A 19,352-nucleotide genomic window follows, 5' to 3' on the forward strand; every position below is an offset into this window, starting at 1 on the left:
ATAATTATCTGCTCAGATACATTTTACGTCTTGAGTAAAGTTCATAGAACTGGTCATCCTTCAAGTCGTCGATAAAGAGGATGCTCTCACCTGTCGATTTCATTTCCGGACCGAGTTTTTTATTTACACCCGGGAACTTGTTGAACGAGAACACAGGCTGCTTTATAGCATATCCTTTTAGCTGTGGATTGAAAGTAAAGTCGGTAACTTTATTATGGCCTAACATTATTTTAGTAGCATAATTTACATAAGGCTCTCCGTAGGCCTTTGCGATGAAAGGCACTGTACGTGATGCCCTTGGGTTAGCCTCAATGATATAAACCGTATCATCTTTAATGGCAAACTGTATATTGATAAGCCCTACTGTTTTAAGTGCCAGCGCAATTTTTTTTGTATGGTCTTTAATTTGCTGCATTACAAACTCACCAAGGTTAAACGGTGGCAGCGTAGCATTACTGTCGCCCGAATGCACCCCACAAGGCTCAATGTGCTCCATTATACCAATTATATATACATTCTCGCCATCGCAAATAGCATCAGCCTCTGCTTCAATGGCGCCATCAAGGTAATGGTCCAGCAACAGCTTATTGCCAGGAATATTCTTCAGCAGGTCAATCACATGCTCTTCAAGTTCTTGCTTGTTGATAACGATTTTCATTCCCTGCCCGCCAAGCACGTATGAAGGGCGCACTAGCAACGGGAAGTCAAGTTCATCAGCCAGCTTTACAGCTTCGTCAGCGCTTTCTGCCACACCAAACTTAGGGAACGGAATATTAAGCTCTCTAAGCAGCTCTGAAAAACGCCCGCGGTCTTCGGCAAGATCAAGTGCGTCAAAGCTCGTTCCGAGTATTTTTATACCATAACGGTCAAGCTTCTCAGCTAGTTTCAGGGCCGTTTGACCACCAAGCTGCACAATTACGCCTTCAGGCTTTTCATGGCGGATGATATCATAGATATGCTCCCAGAATACCGGCTCAAAATATAGCTTATCTGCTGTGTCAAAATCCGTTGAAACAGTCTCCGGGTTACAGTTTATCATTATGGTCTCATACCCGCATTCAGATGCTGCCAATACTCCGTGCACACACGAGTAATCAAACTCAATGCCCTGCCCTATCCTGTTCGGGCCGGAGCCCAATACCACCACTTTTTTCCTGTCGCTTACAATGCTTTCATTGTGAACGTATCGTGTACCGTCAGCCTTTTCTATTTCTGCTTCAAAGGTTGAATAATAGTATGGCGTTTTTGCTTCAAACTCGGCAGCGCAGGTATCCACAAGTTTGTAAACACGCTTTATGCCCATTTCTTCACGCAGGTTGTATACCTGGCTTTCCAGGCAGCCCATCATGTGTGCAATCTGCCTGTCAGCAAAACCTTTCTGCTTCGCTTCAAGCAACAATTCTTTCGGGAGATTGTCAACTCTATACGTAGATATCTCTTTCTCAAGCAGGTGCAGCTCTTCATACTGGCGCAGGAACCACATGTCAATCCTTGTAATCTCGTGTATGCGGCTTAGCGGAATACCCATTTGTATCGCATCATAAATCACAAATACCCTGTCCCAACTGGCGTGTGTAAGCTTATCTATTATCTGTTCATAATTTTTGTAGCCCTTACCGTCAGCGCCAAGGCCGTTACGCTTGATTTCTAGCGATTGTGTAGCCTTGTGCAGCGCTTCCTGGAAAGACCGGCCTATACCCATCACCTCGCCTACAGATTTCATCTGGAGGCCAAGGGTACGGTCAGCGCCTTCAAACTTATCAAAGTTCCAGCGTGGTATTTTTACAATTACATAATCAAGCGTTGGCTCAAATAACGCAGAGGTTGATTTTGTAATCTGGTTCTGCAGTTCATCAAGATGGTAGCCAAGCGCCAGTTTTGATGCTATCTTGGCAATTGGGTAGCCTGTAGCCTTTGATGCCAGTGCCGACGAGCGTGACACCCGTGGGTTGATTTCAATGGCAACGATGTCTTCCTTCTCATCAGGGCTTACAGCAAACTGCACGTTACATCCTCCGGCAAAGTTGCCTATGCTGCGCATCATTTTGATGGCCATGTCACGCATCTTCTGGAAGGTAACATCACTTAGTGTCATTGCCGGTGCAACCGTGATACTGTCGCCGGTATGAATACCCATCGGGTCCATGTTCTCTATAGAACATATAATCACCACGTTGTCATTCTTGTCACGAAGCAGCTCAAGTTCATATTCCTTCCACCCGAAAAGTGCTTTGTCTATAAGCACCTCGTGTATGGGTGAAGCTTCAAGGCCGCGGGTAAGAAGCTCATCAAAATCTTCTTTATGATGCACAAAAGCTGCGCCTGTACCGCCCAATGTGAAAGACGGGCGTATAACCAGCGGGAAGCCGAATTCCTGCGCTATCTCTTTGCCTTTCAGAAAAGAGTTGGCTGTTTTTGCAGGTGCTGCAGGTATGCCAATCTTTTCAAGCAGCTGCTTGAACTGTTCCCTGTCTTCAGTAATATTTATAGCGTTGATATCAACACCTATAAGCTTTACGTTAAAGTCGGCCCAGATTCCTTTTTCATCTGCCTCAAGGCATAGGTTAAGAGCAGTCTGCCCGCCCATTGTGGGCAATACTGCATCAATTTCAGGATGGTCTTTAAGTATTTCAATTATAGATTTTGTGGTGAGCGGCTTCAGGTAAATATGATCGGCCATAGATGGGTCGGTCATGATTGTGGCAGGGTTTGAATTGATAAGTATCACTTTTATCCCCTCTTCACGAATAGAGCGCGCCGCCTGAGAGCCGGCATAGTCAAACTCACAGGCCTGGCCTATAACAATCGGCCCCGAACCTATGATAAGAACGCATTTAATAGTGTTGTCTTTCGGCATTGTGTTGTAGTTGTTGTGTAGTTTAGTGTGTTGTATGCAAATTTATTGTTTTAAAAAAGATGCGCTTTGAGGGCGCATAAGTTGTTATCAACAAGATATAAAAAAAGGCGTTACTGAATGAGTAACACCTTTTATATGTTGTAAATACAAAGCATTATTTTTTATGCCTTGGTTCGCTAGACACAGTTAGTTTATGCCTTCCTTTAGCCCTGCGGCGAGCAAGCACTTTCCTACCATTGGCAGAAGCCATTCTTTCCATAAAACCGTGCTTATTTCTTCTTTTTCTTTTCGATGGTTGAAACGTTCTCTTACTCATTACTTTGTATCTTTAAATCTTATTGAAATATCTATTCCTGAATAGCTTTGAAACGGCATTTCCAAAACCGAGTGCAAATATACAAAGCTTTTTTTTGTCTGCAAGTGGTTTTGCAAAAATATTTTTAATTGATTTTGTTACCTTTGCAGTCTCAAAATTACAACCTTTATGTTCAATAAAAATATAAAACTGGTGCTTTTTGTACTGGTTATTGCAACAGCAGTATGGCAGTTTACCGAAGATAACATTGGCAACGGCATATTCCTGATACTTTTTTCACTGATATTCGTACTGCTTTACTTTAAGAATGAAGTCATCATACTTGCTTTCCTTAAGTTGCGGAAACAGGATTTTGAAGGCGCAAAAGCATGGCTTGATAAGATTAAAAATCCTGAGGCAGCACTGGTACGCAAGCAGCAGGGGTACTACAATTACCTGAACGGGCTTATGGTGTCTCAAACTAACCTTAATGCTGCCGAAAAGTACTTTAAGAAAGCGGTGGAGCTTGGCCTTAATATGACCAGGACATGGCCATGGCTAAACTCAACCTTGCAGGCATAGCGATGACAAAGAACCGTAAAATTGAGGCGGAGAAACTATTGAGCGAAGCCAAGAAGCTTGACAAGCAGGGAATGCTGAAAGAGCAGATAGCCATGATGAAGGCGCAGATGAAGAAAGGCCCTCAGGTACAAATGAGAAGATATTAATAAAGACCGCCGCAATGGCGGTTTTTTTGCACTATAATAACCCGAATGTTTATGCGTTATTAAAAAAACTGACCCATGAACAATTTTACCAAATTAATTTACTTACTGTCATTAACCATAATAGCATCATGTGATAAGCCGAAGTGCAAAAACACTAATCCTGTATTTAACTATAATCTTCCGGAAAGTAAAGCATATCAAAAGGAACTGGCAAAACAGTTAACTGTCAGTGATCGGGACAACATTTCCTATTGGCTTGACGGCTATATTGAAGCAAACGGACAAACCTATTTAGTGATAGGAATTGTTGGTGATGATATTTGTGCGCAAGGACATATGCTGGTAACAAATTGGGATAACAGCATTAGCGATATACACCGCACAAAAGGAATAGGTTACATAGGTGCGGAATTTAGCGGTCTTGATTATTCAATTACAAAAGATGGCAGGCTGGTATATAAAAGTCTTGAAAGGATTTTAGATTAACGATGAATCTCTTTTATTCTGATACAAACCCAAACCTACTTCCCTATGACGGTACTGTAATATATTATGGGCCAGTTATCCCGAACGCTGAAGCTAACCGTTATCTCGAGTATCTTCTGAACGACATTGCGTGGGAAAATGACAAAGCCATTATTTACGGAAAACTGATAATCACGAAACGTAAAGCTGCCTGGTATGGCGACAGGCCGTTTGAATATACCTATTCTAAAACTACAAAAACTGCTTTACCCTGGACACCTGAACTACTGGAATTAAAAGATATTGCCGAGAAAACCACTGGCGAAACCTATAACTCCTGCCTGCTGAATTTATATCATGATGGCAGCGAAGGCATGGCGTGGCACAGTGATGCCGAAAAAGACCTTATTAAAGACGGGGCTATAGCCTCACTTAGCTTTGGTGCTGCACGGAAATTTTCTTTTAAACATAAGCAAACTAAAGAAACTGTTTCGGTAATACTTGAGCATGGAAGCGCACTTGTAATGAAAGGTACTACGCAGACTCACTGGCTGCACAGCATCGCAAAAAGTACTAAAGTAAAATTGCCGCGGGTTAATCTTACCTTCCGTACAATTAACATTTAAAATGGAGTGCATTACATACTAATTTTCATATTTGAAAATTAGCGCATTATTCATTAGTTATTAACAAAAAACATTGTACTTTTACTTTGTAAATTAGTTAATAACATGAAACATTTATTACTAATTCTGTTTTTCTTTACATTACCTCTATCATCTTACAGTCAGGGTGACACAATTTTGTTTTCTGAAGCCATCAAGATTAAATTCAAGAAATACAAAAAAGACACTGCCCTCGCCTACCGTAAAGGTGATATTGAAAGAGGTAAATTCCTCTTTGACTCATTAGTACAGCACAGGCTGGCAGGCACCAGGTTTGATGATTTCCAGTTAAAAAAATCAGGCGGGGGCACGCTTAAGCTCAGTAAAGTGCAAAAGCCAATTGTATTGATTACATACGCTTCATGGTGCGTGACTTCAAAATGTGAAATCCAGGCTATAAACCGTCTCGCAAGGGAATACGGCAAAAATGTAAAGTTTGTAGTGCTGTACTGGGACAAAAAGCACAATATGAAAAAGAACTCCCGCAAGTTTAACCGCCATGTTACGGTATGCTATGCTCATGAGAGCTATAAAAATGATGCTCCTGTTGTTGCTGCCTTAAAACATACGCTGGGCCTGCCAACCTCTTATTATATTGACGACCAGATGCGGCTTGTTACAGTCAGGCGGTGCGGATTGCAGCAATACGCAAAAAAAGTGCCCACCAATAATGATGTTGCCATGAATTACAACAGCTATATTGACGGGCTCTCTACTATTTTAATTGACAGGAAGCTTGAAAAAGCGGCTGTTGCTTCAAATTAATAGCCCTGCAGCGGAATTTCAACGGTATATTTTTTTCCGGGTGCTACATTAAGTTTACGGTCTCGCATCCAGGGGTTGTGTATTTTCAGGATTTTGTAGTTGATACCCTGGTCTTTCGCAAAAACAGCAAGGTCTTCTACTGTTGTATCTACATCAACTTTTTTTGTAGGGATAAGCGGGTACATTTCATTAGGCTGTACTGTAAAATTGTATTTGGCAGGATTTTGCATGATTTCTTTCAATGCCAGAATACGGAAAACATAACGTGATGTCTCTTCTGTAAGCAGCAGGTCATAATAGTTCGTTACTCCCTGAAATGTAATCTGCTTGTTTACTCCGCCTGAACCGCCATTATAAGCCGCCGCTGCCAGTGTCCACGACCCGAATTTATTTTTAGCTTCTATGAGGTACTTACACGCGGCCTCTGTTGATTTCTCAAGGTGGTAGCGTTCATCAACAATATCATTAACCTCGAGGCCCATCTGCTTACCGGTTTCGGGCATAAACTGCCATACGCCGCGTGCCCCGGCAGGTGATACTACATTTACAAGTCCGCTTTCAATAACGGCCAGGTATTTAAAGTCGTCAGGCACACCGTTCTTTTTCAGTATCGGTTCGATGATTGGGAAAGCGCGGTTAGCCCGCTTCAGGATAAGTAATGTTGTAGCATGAAGGTTGGCATTTACCAGCAGTTCACGGTCAAAACGCTCCTGTACATCTGCAATATGCAATGGCGCTTTTTCACCTGCAAAATCAATTTCTATCGGGTATTTATATTCAATGCCGGGCGTGGTCGGGTCTGTTTTTACAGCATGTATCAATATCCCGCTTGCGAGAACTATTGAGGCTATCACTCCTACCCTTTTGATAGTGTTAAGTGTCATAATTTCTTTATTTTAAGTTTTTCAATATCTGTTTCTCCTGTAATGATTCCCGGTAAATGCTCATTAAGCCAGCTAAAACGGTTGATGATCATTATATGCGTACCCTTTTTCACAGGTATATAATTTTCTATATACTTAGCAGGGAAAACACCATCATCCGTTCCGTGTATATGTATTACATCCGGGTCAGGCTCGGCCCTGTCCCACTCTATAATCTTTTCAAACGACCAGTCAAGGTATTTCTTATCCCTGAATCCTAAAAATTTTTCATAAAGCTGCAGCCTTCGTTTCACCACGTTATTGCCCGGAAAAAGTTTATTTACCTTCTCAACATTCTGCATTATTCGCGTGGGGAAAAACCTGTACAGCCTTGTTTTCTTCGCAAACCGCATCCGTCTGGGGAACTCCCTGTTTGACTTTACGCTTGAGATGATTATCACCTTTTGTACCTTTATCACTTTACACATTTCCTGCACTACTAATCCTCCCATGGAAACCCCTATCAAAACGGGATTTTCGTGCACAATATACTTCTCGGCAAGGCGCAGGCTATAGTCGCGCAAGGATTCCCCCTTTTCAGGAAGTATCCAATCCATTATCACCACTTCAAATCTATCTTCGGGAAGCTTTATGTATTCAAATATAAGTTTGCTTGAAGCCAGGCCGGGTACAAAATATACAGGTATCTTCTGCATTACAGGTGTTTTAACGCTATGATGTAAGCGATGTCAATTTTTATTCCGAAATTTGTATAAAGTTAGAATTTTTTACCGGAAACCGTTCTTTACCACTAAAAGATAAAATGCGTTCAAGACTATTCCCAAAAAGCGGGCGCGGCACAGCCGACCATGGCTGGCTGCAGGCTAATTTCTCTTTTTCATTCGGGCAGTACTATAATCCTGATATGGTGCAGTTTGGTATGCTGCGCGTACTGAACGATGATACTATTGCAGCAGGCATGGGCTTCGGCACACACCCGCACGATAATATGGAAATCATTACCATACCGCTTGAGGGCGGCCTTACCCATCGCGACAGCATGGGGAGCCATGCCACAGTGCGCTTTGGTGAAGTACAGGTTATGAGTGCGGGCACCGGAATCACGCACAGCGAGATGAACGCCAGCCAGACGGAGAGAGCCAAAACATTACAGCTATGGATTTTTCCCGATAAGCAGGATGTTATTCCACGATACGACCAAAAAGGTTTTGACCTGGAAAGCCATAAAAATACCCTTGTAAATATTGTAGCGCCTGAAGGGAAAGCTGAAAACGGCGCACTGTGGATTCACCAGGATGCTTACCTGCACCTTGGCGTTTTTGATGAAAGCCGGGCTGTGGATTATCAGCTTAAAAGTGAAGGTAATGGCGTTTATTTGTTTTTAATTGAAGGCCAGATTGAAATTAATGGCGAAACGGTAAATGAACGCGATGCCTTCGGAATTGTTGAGTTTGACACCCTCACCTTTACTACAAAAGCGCCTTCAAAAGTTTTGATTATAGAAGTACCAATGCAATACAAATAGCTATGGAAATTAAAGATAATGAGTTTTCACGGAAATTTGAAACGTCTGTTGATGGCAAGCCGCTTTCAATAGAATATGCCATACAGGAACGGAAACTATTCCTTACAAAGATTATTGTACCGGAAGGAGAAACACTTGACAATGAGGTATCAGACTTTATTCGTGAAGTACTGAAGATTGCCACAGAAAAACGCCTGAAAGTTGTGCCGGTACACCCAAAAGCCGCGGCCTTTTTCAGGAAAAATCCGTCATTTAAAGAGATGCTGCCGCCGGGGATACGCTTATGAGTTCATTCCCCTGCCCATTATGCAGTGCTGAGTCACAACCTTATTTCACTGAAAAGGAACGCCTTTTCCTGAAATGTCCGGTTTGCAAAGCAGTTATTACGCATCCTGACAACTTTCTTACGGCTGAAGCTGAAAAAGCACGCTACGAATTGCATGAGAATGACCCTGAGAATGTAGGCTATCAAAAGTTTGTAAGTCCGATAACTTCAGGAATACTCAATGATTTTAGTCATGACCAAAAAGGCTTGGATTTCGGTTCAGGCACGGGTTCGCCTATCATGAAAGTACTGAAAGACAATGATTATGATATTGTGGAATATGACCTTTTCTTTCACAACTATCCTGAATTACTGCGACAGCAATATGACTACATAGCCTGTTGTGAAGTGGCCGAGCATTTTAAAGAGCCTCACAAAGAATTTGCCCTTCTGCGGAACCTTTTAAAGCCCAATGGCAAATTATACCTGATGACAGAGATGATTGACGACAGCAAAGATTTTGCCGTCTGGTATTATAAAAAAGACCCGACGCATGTGTTTCTTTTCCACCCTGAAACTTTTGAATGGATAAAAGAGGAATTCGGTTTTAGAGATTTGAAAATCGACAAGCGGCTCGCTGTACTATCGCTATAGTTACGCGTAGTTCAGCATATCTGCTATAGATGGCTCTGTAGCTGCCTCTCTCACAAATTCAATACGCACAGCACCATCATCGTCAATTGATGTAAGCTTTACTTCATGTAGTGTATTTACCAGTTCAGGATTCCATGGCGCTTTTACTTTTACATAATTCTCTGTAAACCCGTAGATATAGCCTTCCTTATTTTCACCTTCAAAAAGTACAGTACGGGTATTACCTATCTGGCTTTCGTAAAAAGCACGGCGCTTTTTTACTGATAGCCCACGAAGCATTTTGCTGCGTTTTGCACGAACGTTGGCAGGTACTTCGCCCGGCATTTCGGCAGCAGGTGTATTGTCGCGCTCGCTGTAGGTAAACACGTGAAGGTAGGATATATCAAGGCTGTTGAGGTAGTTATAGGTTTCAAGGAAATGCTCATCAGTCTCACCCGGGAAGCCCACAATCACGTCAACACCAATGCAGGCATGCGGCATTACTTCGCGTATTTTAGATACACGCTCGGTATAAACTTCACGCAGGTACCGGCGCCGCATCAGTTTCAGGATATCATTGCTGCCCGATTGCAGAGGGATATGAAAATGAGGAACGAAAGTACGGCTCTGCGATACGAATTCGATTGTCTCGTTTTTCAACAAATTCGGTTCTATGGATGAGATGCGCAGACGCTCAATCCCTTCAACTTTATCCAGCTCCTGAACAAGTTCATAAAAGGTATGTTCATGTTTCTTATTGCCGAACTCACCCTTGCCATAATCACCGATATTAACTCCGGTAAGTACTATCTCCTTAATGTTTTGTGCTGAAATTTCTTTGGCGTTCCTTAGAACATTCTCCAGCGTATCGCTACGGGAAATACCTCGTGCTAATGGGATCGTGCAGTAGGTACATTTATAATCGCAACCATCCTGCACCTTTAAAAAAGCGCGGGTACGGTCGCCAATGGAATAACTACCAACATAAAAATCCGCTTCAGCAATTTCGCAAGAGTGCACCTCGCCCATGTCGTTCTTGCTCAGGTCGTTGATGTAGTCTGTAATTTTGAATTTCTCAGTAGCGCCCAATACAAGGTCAACGCCGTCAACAGCTGCAAGCTCTTCCGGCTTCAGCTGGGCGTAGCAGCCAACAGCTGCAACAAATGCTTTATCGTTGTTCTTCAGCGCTTTCTTCACCACCTGCTTAAACTGCTTGTCGGCATTTTCGGTAACCGAGCAGGTGTTTATAACATAAATATCCGCAACCTCTTCAAACTCCACACGGTCAAACCCCTCATCCTGAAAGCTCCTTGCAATTGTAGAAGTTTCAGAGAAGTTGAGTTTGCAACCCAATGTATAAAACGCGACTTTTTTCCTGTTTTCCATGAATCATCTGGCTGTAAAGCCGAAATTAGCCTGCAAATTTACATACAATCCGGCAGTAAATAAAATGCGCAATTCATTATCTTTGTAAAACACAGAAAACTTATATGTTATGCAACAGCTTCAAATGCAAAAAGATAAGCTAGATATAATCGAGTGGATAAAACATTTAGAAGATTCACATATCGTTGAGTATTTAAAGCAACTTATGTCATCGAATGACAGTGATAGCTATGTCTTGACTGAAGAGCAAAAAGCTGAAGTAAGAGAGAGTCATGAAAAATATTTATCGGGAGAAGATAAAGGCTTTACATGGGAAGAAGTTAAGGAACGTGCAAGAAAGAGATTTGATGAGCAGAAACCATAACATTGTCCTTACATCAAAAGCAGATGTTGAAATATCTGATGCATACATTTATTACGAATCTAAAAAACTTAAATTAGGAGAGCGATTTCTAAAACACTTAGATAAGTGCTTCACCTCAATTGACAGCAATCCACTTTCTTACCGTGTAGAATTTGACGATTTCAGGCAGGCTAAAATCGAGAAGTTTCCATACGTGGTAATTTACAAAATCGAAGGAAATGCCATTGTTGTACAATCAGTTTTTAATACCTACCAGAACCCGAAAAAGAAATTATAATTTGTCTCGTATAATCTTACTTTGCACAACAGTGCTGCTAATATCTCTCACTTCCTGTTCAAAAAAGCAGGACTCAACACGTGACAATCTGGTTTTCAGGTATAATGAAAATGCCGCAGTAAACTCACTTGACCCGGCATTTGCTAAAATACGTCCGTCAATATGGGTTTGTAACCAGTTGTTTAACGGGTTGGTTCAGCTTGATGATAGCCTGGCTATTAAACCCGACATTGCGAAGTCATGGACCATGTCTGAAGATGGGAAAACCTACACGTTCAACCTGCGGAAAGATGTGTATTTCCACAAGAGTGCATTGTTTGGTAAAGATAGCACACGTGGGGTAACTGCGGCCGATTTTGAGTTTAGCCTGAACCGGCTTCTTGATGAAAAAGTGGCTTCACCCGGACGATGGATATTACAGAATGTTGAAAGCTTTAAAGCACAAAATGACAGCACTTTCGAAATAAAACTTTCCAAAAATTTCCCTGCATTTCTTGGCCTGCTTACCATGAAATACGCTTCTGTTGTTCCAAAGGAAGCGTTTGATAAAGCCGGTTACGATTTTCGTGCAAACCCAATTGGCACAGGGCCCTTCCAATTTAAAATATGGGAAGAAAACGTAAAACTTGTATTGCGTAAAAATCCGCTATATTTTGAGAAAGATGAAAAAGGCGTACAACTACCGTACCTTGAAGCTGTAGCAATTACCTTTTTACCCGATAAGCAAAGCGGTTTCCTGCAGTTTGTACAGGGCAAACTTGATTTCGTCTCAGGGTTAGACCCATCATACAAAGATGAAATCCTGACACCTAAAGGCCAGTTACAACCGAAATATCAGAAAGATGTAAAGATGATTACAGGCCCCTACCTGAATACGGAGTATATGGGTTTCCGCCTTGATGGCGCTGATCAACCTGTAAAAGATAAGCGCATTCGCCAGGCTATGAACTATGGCTTTGACCGTGCCAAAATGATTGCCTTTCTCCGCAACGGGATGGGCACAGCGGCAGTGAACGGAATGATTCCCGCGGGGCTTGCAGGCACGGGCGCAGAGGGTTATAACTTTAATCCGGAGCTGGCAAAAAAGCTGGTAGCTGACTACAAAAAAGCAACAGGCGACAACAACCCAAAAATACAGATGAGCACCAGCGCATCATACCTCGATATTGCAGAATACCTTCAGCGCGAATGGCAGAAAATCGGTCTGAATGTACAGGTAGATGTGAACCCGCCATCTACACTCACGCAGTCAATTTCAACAGGAAAGGTTTCATTTTTTAAAGCCAGCTGGATTGCCGACTATCCTGATGCAGAAAACTACCTCTCGCTGTTTTACAGTGGTAATTTCGCGCCAAATGGCCCAAATTACACTCACTTTAAAAATACAGCATTTGACAAACTTTATGAATCTGCCTTTAATGAAACGGATGATAAAAAGCGTCAGGAGCTATATAAAAAAATGGATGAGTTAGTGATGGAAGAAGCCCCGGTAATACCGCTGTTTTACGACAAAGCATCACGTTTTACAAGGAGTAATGTAACGGGATTAGGAATTAATCCGCTCAATCTTTTAATTTTAAAAAGGGTTAAGAAACAATAGCGTATTCCCAAATCTTTCCAGTATTTAAATTTAGCTTGCCGGCTATTAAATATATTTGATACATAATTGCCTGACATGAAAATCCTTTTAATTGAAGATGAAAAAGGCTTGCGCGAAGTAATTCAGCAAACACTTGAATCTGAAAAATATATAGTTGAAACTGCCTCAGATTTTCGCTCAGGGCTCTATAAGATAGGCTCTTACGACTATGACTGCATTTTGGTAGATATAATGCTTCCCGGCGGCAATGGCCTTGATTTGGTTCGCGAAATTAAAGCAATGGGCAAGACAGAAGCCCTGATAATAATTTCAGCAAAAGATGCCATTGATGATAAAGTGGCAGGGCTTGACCTTGGTGCCGATGATTATCTTACAAAGCCTTTCCACCTTGCTGAGCTGCATGCCCGGATAAAAGCAGCGATAAGGCGTAAAAGCTATAACGGAAGCAATAATATTGCTGTGAATAATATAGTATTATACCCTGATGACAGGTCGGTAACAATAAATAACAGCAACCTTGCACTAAACAGGAAAGAATATGACCTTCTGTATTATTTTGTAATTAATCCGGAAAGGCTGATAAATAAAACAGCACTGGCTGAATATGTCTGGGGTGACAACATCGATCAGGCTGACAATCTTGATTTTGTTTACTCGCAGATAAAAAATCTTAGGAAAAAGCTTAGAGATGCTGGCGCTGAGGCCGACATTCAGGCAATATACGGAATGGGATATAAACTGGTATTATCTTGATGCCGATAAAAAAAATATCGCTGCAAAATTATACGTTCAGATATATTGTAACGGCGCTGCTTGCAATAATCGCCGTGTGGGCTGCGCTGTTTTATTATGTAATCACAGAGGAGGTCTATGATAATATAGATGACGGGCTTAAAAATTCAAAACTACTTATTTTAAGGGAAATAAAAAATGACCCCTCCTTACTCAATACACCGGAATATGGCATCCACCAGTTCATTATCAAACCTTTGCCGGAAGACTCTGATTACGATGTAAAAGAGCATTTCATCAATACATTTGAATACATGGAGTATGATGAGGACAATGAGCCCGTACGCCTGCTGAAAACAGTTTTTCTGCATGATGGCCGCCCTTATCAACTCACAGTAAGAGCCTCAATGGTTGAAGAAGATGAGCTTATTGAGGATCTTGCTACCGCCCTTGCTGTGCTGTATGTAATGCTGGTTATCAGCATTGCCCTGATAAACCGCGTTATCATGAAACGGGCGTGGAAACCTTTTACAATATCCTTCAAAATCTTCAGTACTATAAACCCGGCAAAGGAAATTTACCTGAAACTGCTCACACAAATATTACTGAGTTTAACCATTTAGCACAGGAAATAAATGACCTGCTGTATCGGAATGAACAAGTATATATAAGCCAGAAGCAGTTTATAGAAAACGCCTCACACGAACTGCAAACCCCGCTTGCCATAAGCCTCAACAGGCTGGAGCTGTTTGCATCAAACCATAATCTTGATGAGCAGCAAATGCAGGAAATTTCCAAAATAAGTGATTCACTGTCAAGGCTTGTACGCCTCAATAAATCGCTTTTGATGCTGTCAAAAATTGAGAACAGGCAATTTGCCGATACTGAAGAAATTGACATAAATCAACTGACAAAACAGCTGATAGGAAGATTTTCGCGATTTTGCTGACTTTAAGAATATTACTTTAAGCATTTCAAGTAAAGATACCCTGAAAGCTTTTATGAACCCCGGCCTTGCATCGGCCCTGCTGTCAAATCTTATTAAAAACGCGATAATACACAATATTTCGGGAGGATTTGTAAATGTAGATATTGATTATAAAAGGATAATGGTCAGAAATTCGGCAATAGGTGAAGCACTTGATGAACAACACATTTTTGGAAGATTTAACCGATCTCTGGAGATTGAAGAATCTACAGGATTAGGCCTTGCCATCGTAAAATCCATTTGTGACTTATATAGGCTATCTATCTTCTATTCACATGAAAATGAACAACATACTTTTATAATAAAATTTCCCTGAAATTTTTATTCTTCCAAATTCTTTCCAGAATCAGGTTATAAACTTGTATCATATTTAAATAAATAATGATATGAAAACATTGACAGCAACATTCAGGACAGCAGCCATATTTTTACTAATGATGGCAGGATTTACAACAAATGCACAAGACCGAACTATTACAGTTAAAGAATTACCTGCACGCGCCCAAACGTTTATCAATCAACATTATAAAGGGGTTGCCATAGTACGGGCTACAGAAGACAAAGAGCTATTTGAAACTGATTATAAAGTGATATTGGCTAACGGCACAGAAATAGATTTTGATGCTGACGGGTTTTGGGAAGAAATCCAAAATAAGAGAAATGCTTTGCCCGGTGAAGTTGTACCGCAACAAATTGCAAATCATATAAAAAAACACTTTAATTTTCAGAAGGTTACACAGATAAATAAAAACCATGACGGGTATGAAGTAACACTCGCAAACGGCACCGAGCTAGAGTTTGACAATCAGCGCAACTTCATAAGGATAGATGACTAACTTATTTAGAAAAGTAAAATTCAAAAGGCATACGGTGATGTATGCCTTTTCTTATATAGCTTTTTTACGGTTCATCTCACGCTTGTGGCGGCGCCAGTCCCAGGGAGCAATGGGCTCATTATCAGACCACAAGCCTTTTCTTTGCAAACGTGCCGTACGCTCAAAGTCTGCAAGCTTCTCATCAGCAGAGTATTGTTTGTAATGCCATGCAAGCCCTTCTTTTACAAGCATTTGGTTGATATTAGCACCATCTTCAGTGACGATTTCGCCAACAATCCTGCCGTACCTGTCGCGTTTGCCGTCAGAAGTTACAGTAACCATTTTACCGAAGCAAAGTACTGATGCATAATGTTTTGCGTTATTTCCGAAGGGCTGAGATTTCTCGGGGCAGTCAATCCCGGCAAGGCGGACACGCTCCGGCTGGCCTTCATATAAAACTTCAAAAGTATCGCCGTCCTTAATTCCCACCACTTTACCCTGAAAGACAGTAAGATAGCGATTAACTTGCCTATCCTTTTTCTTTCGGACCTTTTTAGGCTTTGGCACATAACCCTCATTATCAAAGGTTTCCGGTTCAGGTTCGCTGCGTTCAGGGTTGCAGGAATAATACAAAAAGAAGGCCAGCAAAATGAGCAGGCCTCCAATCGAATATTTTGCTGTACGCTTCCGTCTAGCCATGTGCAGGGTTTAACACTTCTTTAAGAAACAGGTTATTGGTCTTTTCTCCACTTCGCACTTTCCTCAAAAACGTGTTCTAAAATCCGCGCATCCTGCTCGGTAAATTCCACTTTGCGACGCGACATTACAATTTTTGCTGTTTCAAATGCTTTTTTGGTGATGTACGTAGTCATGCCCGATGCGCCACCCCATGAAAAGCTTGGTACGAAATTGCGTGGGAACCCGCTGCCGAAAATATTTGCGCTCACACCCACAACCGTACCGGTGTTAAACATGGTGTTGATGCCGCATTTGCTATGGTCGCCCATCATCAATCCGCAAAACTGCAGGCCTGTTTTTACAAAGCTTTCTTTTTCATAGCTCCACAGTTTTACCTCTTCGTAATTATTTTTGAGATTAGAGTTGTTGGTGTCGGCGCCAAGGTTACACCACTCGCCTAAAACTGAATTACCCAGGAAACCGTCATGCCCTTTATTGCTATACCCGAAAAGTACTGAATTGCTCACCTCCCCGCCTATACGGCTGTGAGGGCCAACGGTAGTGGCGCCATACACTTTTGTAGCAAGTTTTACCTGGCCTTCCTCGCAAAGTGCAAAAGGCCCACGTATAACAGAGCCTTCCATGATTTCGGCGTTCTTACCAATGTAAATTGGGCCGGTTGAGGCATTCAGCGTAACAAATTCCAGTTTTGCGCCTTCTTCAATAAATATGTTTTCCGGGGAAATAGTATTAACGCTTGCAGGTATGGGCTGCGATACCCGGCCTTCGGTAAGCAGTTCAAAATCTTCGCGTATCGCCGCATCGTTCTTTTGGAAAATATCCCACGGATGCTCAATGCGCAGGCAATCTTCGGTATAGTCAATTACATCATAGGTTTCAAAGTCAACTTCTTCCTGTGTGTCTTTGGTGTAAAACGCAATCACCTCATCACCGCAAACAATGGCCTGGTTAGCCTCAAGCCCCTGTACCATCTCAACCAAAACCTCATTCGGCAGGAATGACGCATTAATCATCACATTTTCCTCCATCTCTACCATCGGGTATTTTTCCATCAGGTATTCTTCGGTAAGGGTTGTGGTGGTGTAGCCCAGGTATTTCTCCCATTTTTCACGAATGGTAAGGATCCCTACACGAATGTCTGCCACCGGGCGCGTAAAAGTGAAAGGAAGCAGCGCATTGCGCACCGTACCGTCAAAAAGTATGTAGTTCATGGTTAGTTGAAAGTTTGAATGTTGAAAGTTGTAAAGTTAGGAAAGTTTTTGGAAGAAGCTACTTAGCTTCTGAGCTTCTAAGCCGTTAAGCTATCGCTCAAGAGTAAAAAGCTAAGGAGCTCAGAAGCTTATAACCTCAGCAGCTTTTAAAAAAAAAGCCCCTCCGTTTCCGGAAAGGCTTCTGTATATCTTGAAATCCTGGAGATTACTTCTGGAATTTCGCGTATTTGTTTTTGAACTTGTCGATACGTCCTGCTGTGTCGATAAGTTTAGATTTACCAGTGTAGAAAGGGTGTGAAGTCCTAGAGATCTCCATTTTCACTACCGGGTATTCAACGCCTTCGTGCATTATTGTTTCTTTTGTATCAGCTGTTGATTTAGTGATGAAAACTTCATCATTACTCATGTCTTTAAACGCTACCAGCCTGTAATTTTCAGGGTGAACACCTTTTTTCATCTTTGTAAATTTTTATTGTTTTGGCTGCACTTTGTTTTGCGGCTCCGCTCTTTCCGGAGGTATAAACGCCACACAGCTTTTTGTTTAACGATTTTTATTCGAGTGTGCAAAAGTACAACTATTTTTTAAAAATCAAATTTTTGAACAGCTTTTTTTCGCAATAAGGCGGTGCAAATTTGCAATAAGTATAAAAGAGTATTTAGTATATTTGTACATTAAATAACCAATCAAAACAATGGAAAAAACTGTATCTCCTGCAAAATCGGCCATAACCTATGGTATAATGTTTGGCGCGATAATGATTCTTGAATTAGTTATAATGCACATAACCAAGCCCGACCCGCTTGAAATGTCTTGGGTAAGCATGGTTGTAAACCTGTTCAACTGGCTTATCCTTCCTGTGCTCTTCATTTCATTGGCATGCAATAACTTCAAGAAGAACCACAACGGCGGGTTCATATCTTTCGGCCAGTGCCTTAAAATAGGAGTTTCTGTTGCAGTGGTAGCTGCTGTACTTTATTCAATATTTTACCTTGTTTTCACGATGATATTCCCTGAATTTATTCCTGATGCTGTGGCGCAGGTAGAACGTGTAACAAGGGCCCAAAACCCTGACATGCCTGAAGACCAGCTTGAAATGTCGGTATCTATGGTAAGTAAATTCATGCAGCCTGCACTTGCAATCCCTATTTCAATAGTAATGAATGCCTTTATAGGCCTTATCATATCACTTATAGTTGGCGCGATTGTAAAACGCGATAATCCTGCTGCCGCCAATTAATGGATATATCTGTTGTTATACCGCTTCTTAACGAAGAGGAATCTTTACGCGAACTAAGCCAGTGGATTGCCAAAGTAATGGCTGAAAACAACTTCAGCTATGAAGTGATTTTTATTGATGACGGCAGTACCGACGGTTCGTGGAAGGTCATAAATGAGCTTGCTGAAACGGGCCAAAACATAAAGGCCATACGTTTCCTTCGCAATTATGGCAAGAGCCAGGCGCTTCATGCCGGTTTTGCAAAGGCCGAAGGCGATGTGGTGATTACCATGGATGCCGACCTGCAGGATAACCCCGGCGAGATACCGGAGCTGTATAACATGGTGACGGCGCAGGGGTATGACCTGGTTTCTGGCTGGAAGAAAAAGCGGTATGATTCGGTTGTATCTAAAAACCTGCCTTCAAAACTTTTTAACTGGGCAGCTCGCAAAACATCAGGCGTAAAGCTTAACGACTTCAACTGCGGCCTTAAGGCCTACAAAAATGTTGTGGTAAAAAATATAGAAGTATCGGGCGAGATGCACCGCTACATACCGGTACTCGCTAAGAATGCCGGCTTTGGCAACATAGGTGAAAAAGTGGTACTGCACCAGGCACGCAAATACGGCAGCACCAAGTTTGGCATGGAGCGCTTCATCAACGGCTTTCTCGACCTGATAACCATATGGTTCCTGTCGCGTTTCGGCAAGCGGCCCATGCACCTTTTCGGGGCGCTGGGTGCAATCATGTTTATGATAGGGATGCTTTCTGCCGTGTATATCGGGGTTATGAAGCTTGTGAAGTTATATAGCCATGAGCCTGCCATACTGGTAACAGATAACCCATGGTTTTACATAGCCCTCACCACCATGGTGCTGGGCACACAGCTTTTTCTGGCAGGTTTCCTTGGGGAAATCATCCTGCGCACCAAAAGCAACGAAGGGCGGTACAAGATTAGTGAAACGATATAAATTGCTATAA

At 41.9% G+C, this 19,352-nt stretch carries 24 protein-coding genes and 1 pseudogene; 17 read left to right on the plus strand and 8 right to left on the minus strand.

The features are described from left to right. Positions 1–4: 4 nt before the first annotated feature. Together carB and rpmH are read right to left on the minus strand one after the other, a co-directional pair. Entirely contained in the window at positions 5–2,857 is a 2,853-nt protein-coding gene (carB, locus tag LRS05_RS13925) for a carbamoyl-phosphate synthase large subunit (protein WP_257868873.1), read from the minus strand. Between the two features lie 154 nt (positions 2,858–3,011). Continuing rightward, positions 3,012–3,173: a 50S ribosomal protein L34 gene (gene rpmH, locus LRS05_RS13930; protein WP_026979292.1), complete on the minus strand. Its 162-nt coding sequence runs from the start codon at positions 3,171–3,173 to the stop codon at positions 3,012–3,014. A gap of 168 nt (positions 3,174–3,341) precedes the next feature. Between rpmH and LRS05_RS13935 the strand changes: the two are divergent. From LRS05_RS13935 to LRS05_RS13950, 4 genes and pseudogenes are all read left to right on the plus strand, one after another. Further along, positions 3,342–3,880: pseudogene (locus LRS05_RS13935) on the plus strand (DUF2892 domain-containing protein). A 75-nt stretch (positions 3,881–3,955) separates the two neighbouring features. Next, positions 3,956–4,366, plus strand: coding sequence for a hypothetical protein (locus LRS05_RS13940; protein WP_257868874.1), 411 nt, complete (start codon positions 3,956–3,958; stop codon positions 4,364–4,366). Between the two features lie 2 nt (positions 4,367–4,368). Then, positions 4,369–4,971: an alpha-ketoglutarate-dependent dioxygenase AlkB gene (locus LRS05_RS13945; protein WP_257868875.1), complete on the plus strand. Its 603-nt coding sequence runs from the start codon at positions 4,369–4,371 to the stop codon at positions 4,969–4,971. A 105-nt stretch (positions 4,972–5,076) separates the two neighbouring features. Next, positions 5,077–5,775, plus strand: a complete 699-nt coding sequence (locus LRS05_RS13950) for a redoxin domain-containing protein (protein ID WP_257868876.1) — start codon at positions 5,077–5,079, stop codon at positions 5,773–5,775. On the opposite strand, the gene LRS05_RS13955 is transcribed toward LRS05_RS13950, so the two are convergent. After that, positions 5,772–6,659: a lytic transglycosylase domain-containing protein gene (locus LRS05_RS13955; RefSeq protein WP_257868877.1), complete on the minus strand. Its 888-nt coding sequence runs from the start codon at positions 6,657–6,659 to the stop codon at positions 5,772–5,774. The two genes, LRS05_RS13950 and LRS05_RS13955, sit on opposite strands and share 4 nt — an antisense overlap. Beyond that, positions 6,656–7,354 (minus strand): alpha/beta hydrolase, encoded by a 699-nt coding sequence (locus LRS05_RS13960; RefSeq protein WP_257868878.1) that lies wholly within the window; start codon positions 7,352–7,354, stop codon positions 6,656–6,658. Before LRS05_RS13960 ends, LRS05_RS13955 begins: the two co-directional genes overlap by 4 nt. 107 nt (positions 7,355–7,461) lie before the next feature. Here LRS05_RS13960 and LRS05_RS13965 point away from each other — a divergent pair, with 107 nt between their 5' ends. Genes LRS05_RS13965 through LRS05_RS13975 form a run of 3 tightly spaced genes read left to right on the plus strand, consistent with a single transcriptional unit; the run spans position 7,462 to position 9,103 of the window. Continuing rightward, positions 7,462–8,184 (plus strand): pirin family protein, encoded by a 723-nt coding sequence (locus LRS05_RS13965; protein WP_257868879.1) that lies wholly within the window; start codon positions 7,462–7,464, stop codon positions 8,182–8,184. A 2-nt stretch (positions 8,185–8,186) separates the two neighbouring features. Next, complete coding sequence (locus LRS05_RS13970) at positions 8,187–8,471, plus strand: GNAT family N-acetyltransferase (protein WP_257868880.1); 285 nt, start codon at positions 8,187–8,189, stop codon at positions 8,469–8,471. Continuing rightward, complete coding sequence (locus LRS05_RS13975; RefSeq protein WP_257868881.1) at positions 8,468–9,103, plus strand: class I SAM-dependent methyltransferase; 636 nt, start codon at positions 8,468–8,470, stop codon at positions 9,101–9,103. The genes LRS05_RS13970 and LRS05_RS13975 overlap by 4 nt, the downstream gene beginning before the upstream one ends. On the opposite strand, the gene mtaB is transcribed toward LRS05_RS13975, so the two are convergent. Further along, positions 9,104–10,468 carry a tRNA (N(6)-L-threonylcarbamoyladenosine(37)-C(2))-methylthiotransferase MtaB gene (gene mtaB / locus LRS05_RS13980; protein ID WP_257868882.1) on the minus strand — a complete coding sequence of 455 codons (1,365 nt, stop codon included), beginning with the start codon at positions 10,466–10,468 and terminating at the stop codon, positions 9,104–9,106. A 109-nt stretch (positions 10,469–10,577) separates the two neighbouring features. On the opposite strand from mtaB, the gene LRS05_RS13985 reads away from it, so the two are divergent. From LRS05_RS13985 to LRS05_RS14020, 8 genes are all read left to right on the plus strand, one after another. Continuing rightward, positions 10,578–10,832, plus strand: a complete 255-nt coding sequence (locus LRS05_RS13985) for a hypothetical protein (protein WP_257868883.1) — start codon at positions 10,578–10,580, stop codon at positions 10,830–10,832. Beyond that, entirely contained in the window at positions 10,816–11,109 is a 294-nt protein-coding gene (locus LRS05_RS13990) for a type II toxin-antitoxin system RelE/ParE family toxin (RefSeq protein ID WP_257868884.1), read from the plus strand. Before LRS05_RS13985 ends, LRS05_RS13990 begins: the two co-directional genes overlap by 17 nt. A 1-nt stretch (position 11,110) precedes the next feature. Further along, a complete protein-coding gene (locus LRS05_RS13995) occupies positions 11,111–12,709 on the plus strand; it encodes an ABC transporter substrate-binding protein (RefSeq protein ID WP_374707777.1) in 1,599 nt (532 codons plus the stop codon). A 75-nt stretch (positions 12,710–12,784) separates the two neighbouring features. After that, on the plus strand, positions 12,785–13,462 hold the full coding sequence (locus tag LRS05_RS14000; protein ID WP_257868886.1) for a response regulator transcription factor: 678 nt from the start codon (positions 12,785–12,787) through the stop codon (positions 13,460–13,462). Further along, positions 13,462–14,064, plus strand: a complete 603-nt coding sequence (locus LRS05_RS14005; protein WP_257868887.1) for a hypothetical protein — start codon at positions 13,462–13,464, stop codon at positions 14,062–14,064. The genes LRS05_RS14000 and LRS05_RS14005 overlap by 1 nt, the downstream gene beginning before the upstream one ends. Further along, positions 13,959–14,390, plus strand: a complete 432-nt coding sequence (locus tag LRS05_RS14010; RefSeq protein ID WP_257868888.1) for a HAMP domain-containing sensor histidine kinase — start codon at positions 13,959–13,961, stop codon at positions 14,388–14,390. Before LRS05_RS14005 ends, LRS05_RS14010 begins: the two co-directional genes overlap by 106 nt. A 52-nt stretch (positions 14,391–14,442) precedes the next feature. After that, a complete protein-coding gene (locus LRS05_RS14015) occupies positions 14,443–14,745 on the plus strand; it encodes a sensor histidine kinase (protein ID WP_257868889.1) in 303 nt (100 codons plus the stop codon). A 70-nt stretch (positions 14,746–14,815) separates the two neighbouring features. Beyond that, positions 14,816–15,265: a PepSY-like domain-containing protein gene (locus tag LRS05_RS14020; protein WP_257868890.1), complete on the plus strand. Its 450-nt coding sequence runs from the start codon at positions 14,816–14,818 to the stop codon at positions 15,263–15,265. 51 nt (positions 15,266–15,316) lie between these two features. Here the strand turns inward: LRS05_RS14020 and LRS05_RS14025 are convergent, their stop codons facing one another. The 3 genes from LRS05_RS14025 to LRS05_RS14035 all read right to left on the minus strand — a co-directional run bounded on the left by LRS05_RS14025 (position 15,317) and on the right by LRS05_RS14035 (position 17,611). Continuing rightward, positions 15,317–15,943: a thermonuclease family protein gene (locus tag LRS05_RS14025; protein WP_257868891.1), complete on the minus strand. Its 627-nt coding sequence runs from the start codon at positions 15,941–15,943 to the stop codon at positions 15,317–15,319. A 32-nt stretch (positions 15,944–15,975) separates the two neighbouring features. After that, positions 15,976–17,154 carry a GlmU family protein gene (locus LRS05_RS14030; protein WP_257868892.1) on the minus strand — a complete coding sequence of 393 codons (1,179 nt, stop codon included), beginning with the start codon at positions 17,152–17,154 and terminating at the stop codon, positions 15,976–15,978. 205 nt (positions 17,155–17,359) lie between these two features. Next, positions 17,360–17,611, minus strand: coding sequence for a type B 50S ribosomal protein L31 (locus LRS05_RS14035; protein WP_257868893.1), 252 nt, complete (start codon positions 17,609–17,611; stop codon positions 17,360–17,362). A 235-nt stretch (positions 17,612–17,846) separates the two neighbouring features. Between LRS05_RS14035 and LRS05_RS14040 the strand changes: the two genes are divergently transcribed. Both LRS05_RS14040 and LRS05_RS14045 read left to right on the plus strand, forming a co-directional pair. Next, positions 17,847–18,392 (plus strand): DUF4199 domain-containing protein, encoded by a 546-nt coding sequence (locus LRS05_RS14040; RefSeq protein ID WP_257868894.1) that lies wholly within the window; start codon positions 17,847–17,849, stop codon positions 18,390–18,392. Beyond that, entirely contained in the window at positions 18,392–19,342 is a 951-nt protein-coding gene (locus LRS05_RS14045) for a glycosyltransferase family 2 protein (RefSeq protein ID WP_257868895.1), read from the plus strand. The genes LRS05_RS14040 and LRS05_RS14045 overlap by 1 nt, the downstream gene beginning before the upstream one ends. Positions 19,343–19,352: the final 10 nt, after the last annotated feature.

It is taken from the genome of Flavobacterium sp. J372 (genome assembly GCF_024699965.1).
Classification (GTDB): Bacteria; Bacteroidota; Bacteroidia; order Flavobacteriales; family Flavobacteriaceae; genus Flavobacterium.

Bases quoted from the DNA above. Each gene is read 5' to 3' on its own strand.
- carB (WP_257868873.1), bottom strand. From the start codon at position 2,857: ATGCCGAAAGACAACACTATTAAATGCGTTCTTATCATAGGTTCGGGG.
- rpmH (WP_026979292.1), bottom strand. From the start codon at position 3,173: ATGAGTAAGAGAACGTTTCAACCATCGAAAAGAAAAAGAAGAAATAAG.
- LRS05_RS13940 (WP_257868874.1), top strand. From the start codon at position 3,956: ATGAACAATTTTACCAAATTAATTTACTTACTGTCATTAACCATAATA.
- LRS05_RS13945 (WP_257868875.1), top strand. From the start codon at position 4,369: ATGAATCTCTTTTATTCTGATACAAACCCAAACCTACTTCCCTATGAC.
- LRS05_RS13950 (WP_257868876.1), top strand. From the start codon at position 5,077: ATGAAACATTTATTACTAATTCTGTTTTTCTTTACATTACCTCTATCA.
- LRS05_RS13955 (WP_257868877.1), bottom strand. From the start codon at position 6,659: ATGACACTTAACACTATCAAAAGGGTAGGAGTGATAGCCTCAATAGTT.
- LRS05_RS13960 (WP_257868878.1), bottom strand. From the start codon at position 7,354: ATGCAGAAGATACCTGTATATTTTGTACCCGGCCTGGCTTCAAGCAAA.
- LRS05_RS13965 (WP_257868879.1), top strand. From the start codon at position 7,462: ATGCGTTCAAGACTATTCCCAAAAAGCGGGCGCGGCACAGCCGACCAT.
- LRS05_RS13970 (WP_257868880.1), top strand. From the start codon at position 8,187: ATGGAAATTAAAGATAATGAGTTTTCACGGAAATTTGAAACGTCTGTT.
- LRS05_RS13975 (WP_257868881.1), top strand. From the start codon at position 8,468: ATGAGTTCATTCCCCTGCCCATTATGCAGTGCTGAGTCACAACCTTAT.
- mtaB (WP_257868882.1), bottom strand. From the start codon at position 10,468: ATGGAAAACAGGAAAAAAGTCGCGTTTTATACATTGGGTTGCAAACTC.
- LRS05_RS13985 (WP_257868883.1), top strand. From the start codon at position 10,578: ATGCAACAGCTTCAAATGCAAAAAGATAAGCTAGATATAATCGAGTGG.
- LRS05_RS13990 (WP_257868884.1), top strand. From the start codon at position 10,816: ATGAGCAGAAACCATAACATTGTCCTTACATCAAAAGCAGATGTTGAA.
- LRS05_RS14000 (WP_257868886.1), top strand. From the start codon at position 12,785: ATGAAAATCCTTTTAATTGAAGATGAAAAAGGCTTGCGCGAAGTAATT.
- LRS05_RS14005 (WP_257868887.1), top strand. From the start codon at position 13,462: ATGCCGATAAAAAAAATATCGCTGCAAAATTATACGTTCAGATATATT.
- LRS05_RS14015 (WP_257868889.1), top strand. From the start codon at position 14,443: ATGAACCCCGGCCTTGCATCGGCCCTGCTGTCAAATCTTATTAAAAAC.
- LRS05_RS14020 (WP_257868890.1), top strand. From the start codon at position 14,816: ATGAAAACATTGACAGCAACATTCAGGACAGCAGCCATATTTTTACTA.
- LRS05_RS14025 (WP_257868891.1), bottom strand. From the start codon at position 15,943: ATGGCTAGACGGAAGCGTACAGCAAAATATTCGATTGGAGGCCTGCTC.
- LRS05_RS14030 (WP_257868892.1), bottom strand. From the start codon at position 17,154: ATGAACTACATACTTTTTGACGGTACGGTGCGCAATGCGCTGCTTCCT.
- LRS05_RS14035 (WP_257868893.1), bottom strand. From the start codon at position 17,611: ATGAAAAAAGGTGTTCACCCTGAAAATTACAGGCTGGTAGCGTTTAAA.
- LRS05_RS14040 (WP_257868894.1), top strand. From the start codon at position 17,847: ATGGAAAAAACTGTATCTCCTGCAAAATCGGCCATAACCTATGGTATA.
- LRS05_RS14045 (WP_257868895.1), top strand. From the start codon at position 18,392: ATGGATATATCTGTTGTTATACCGCTTCTTAACGAAGAGGAATCTTTA.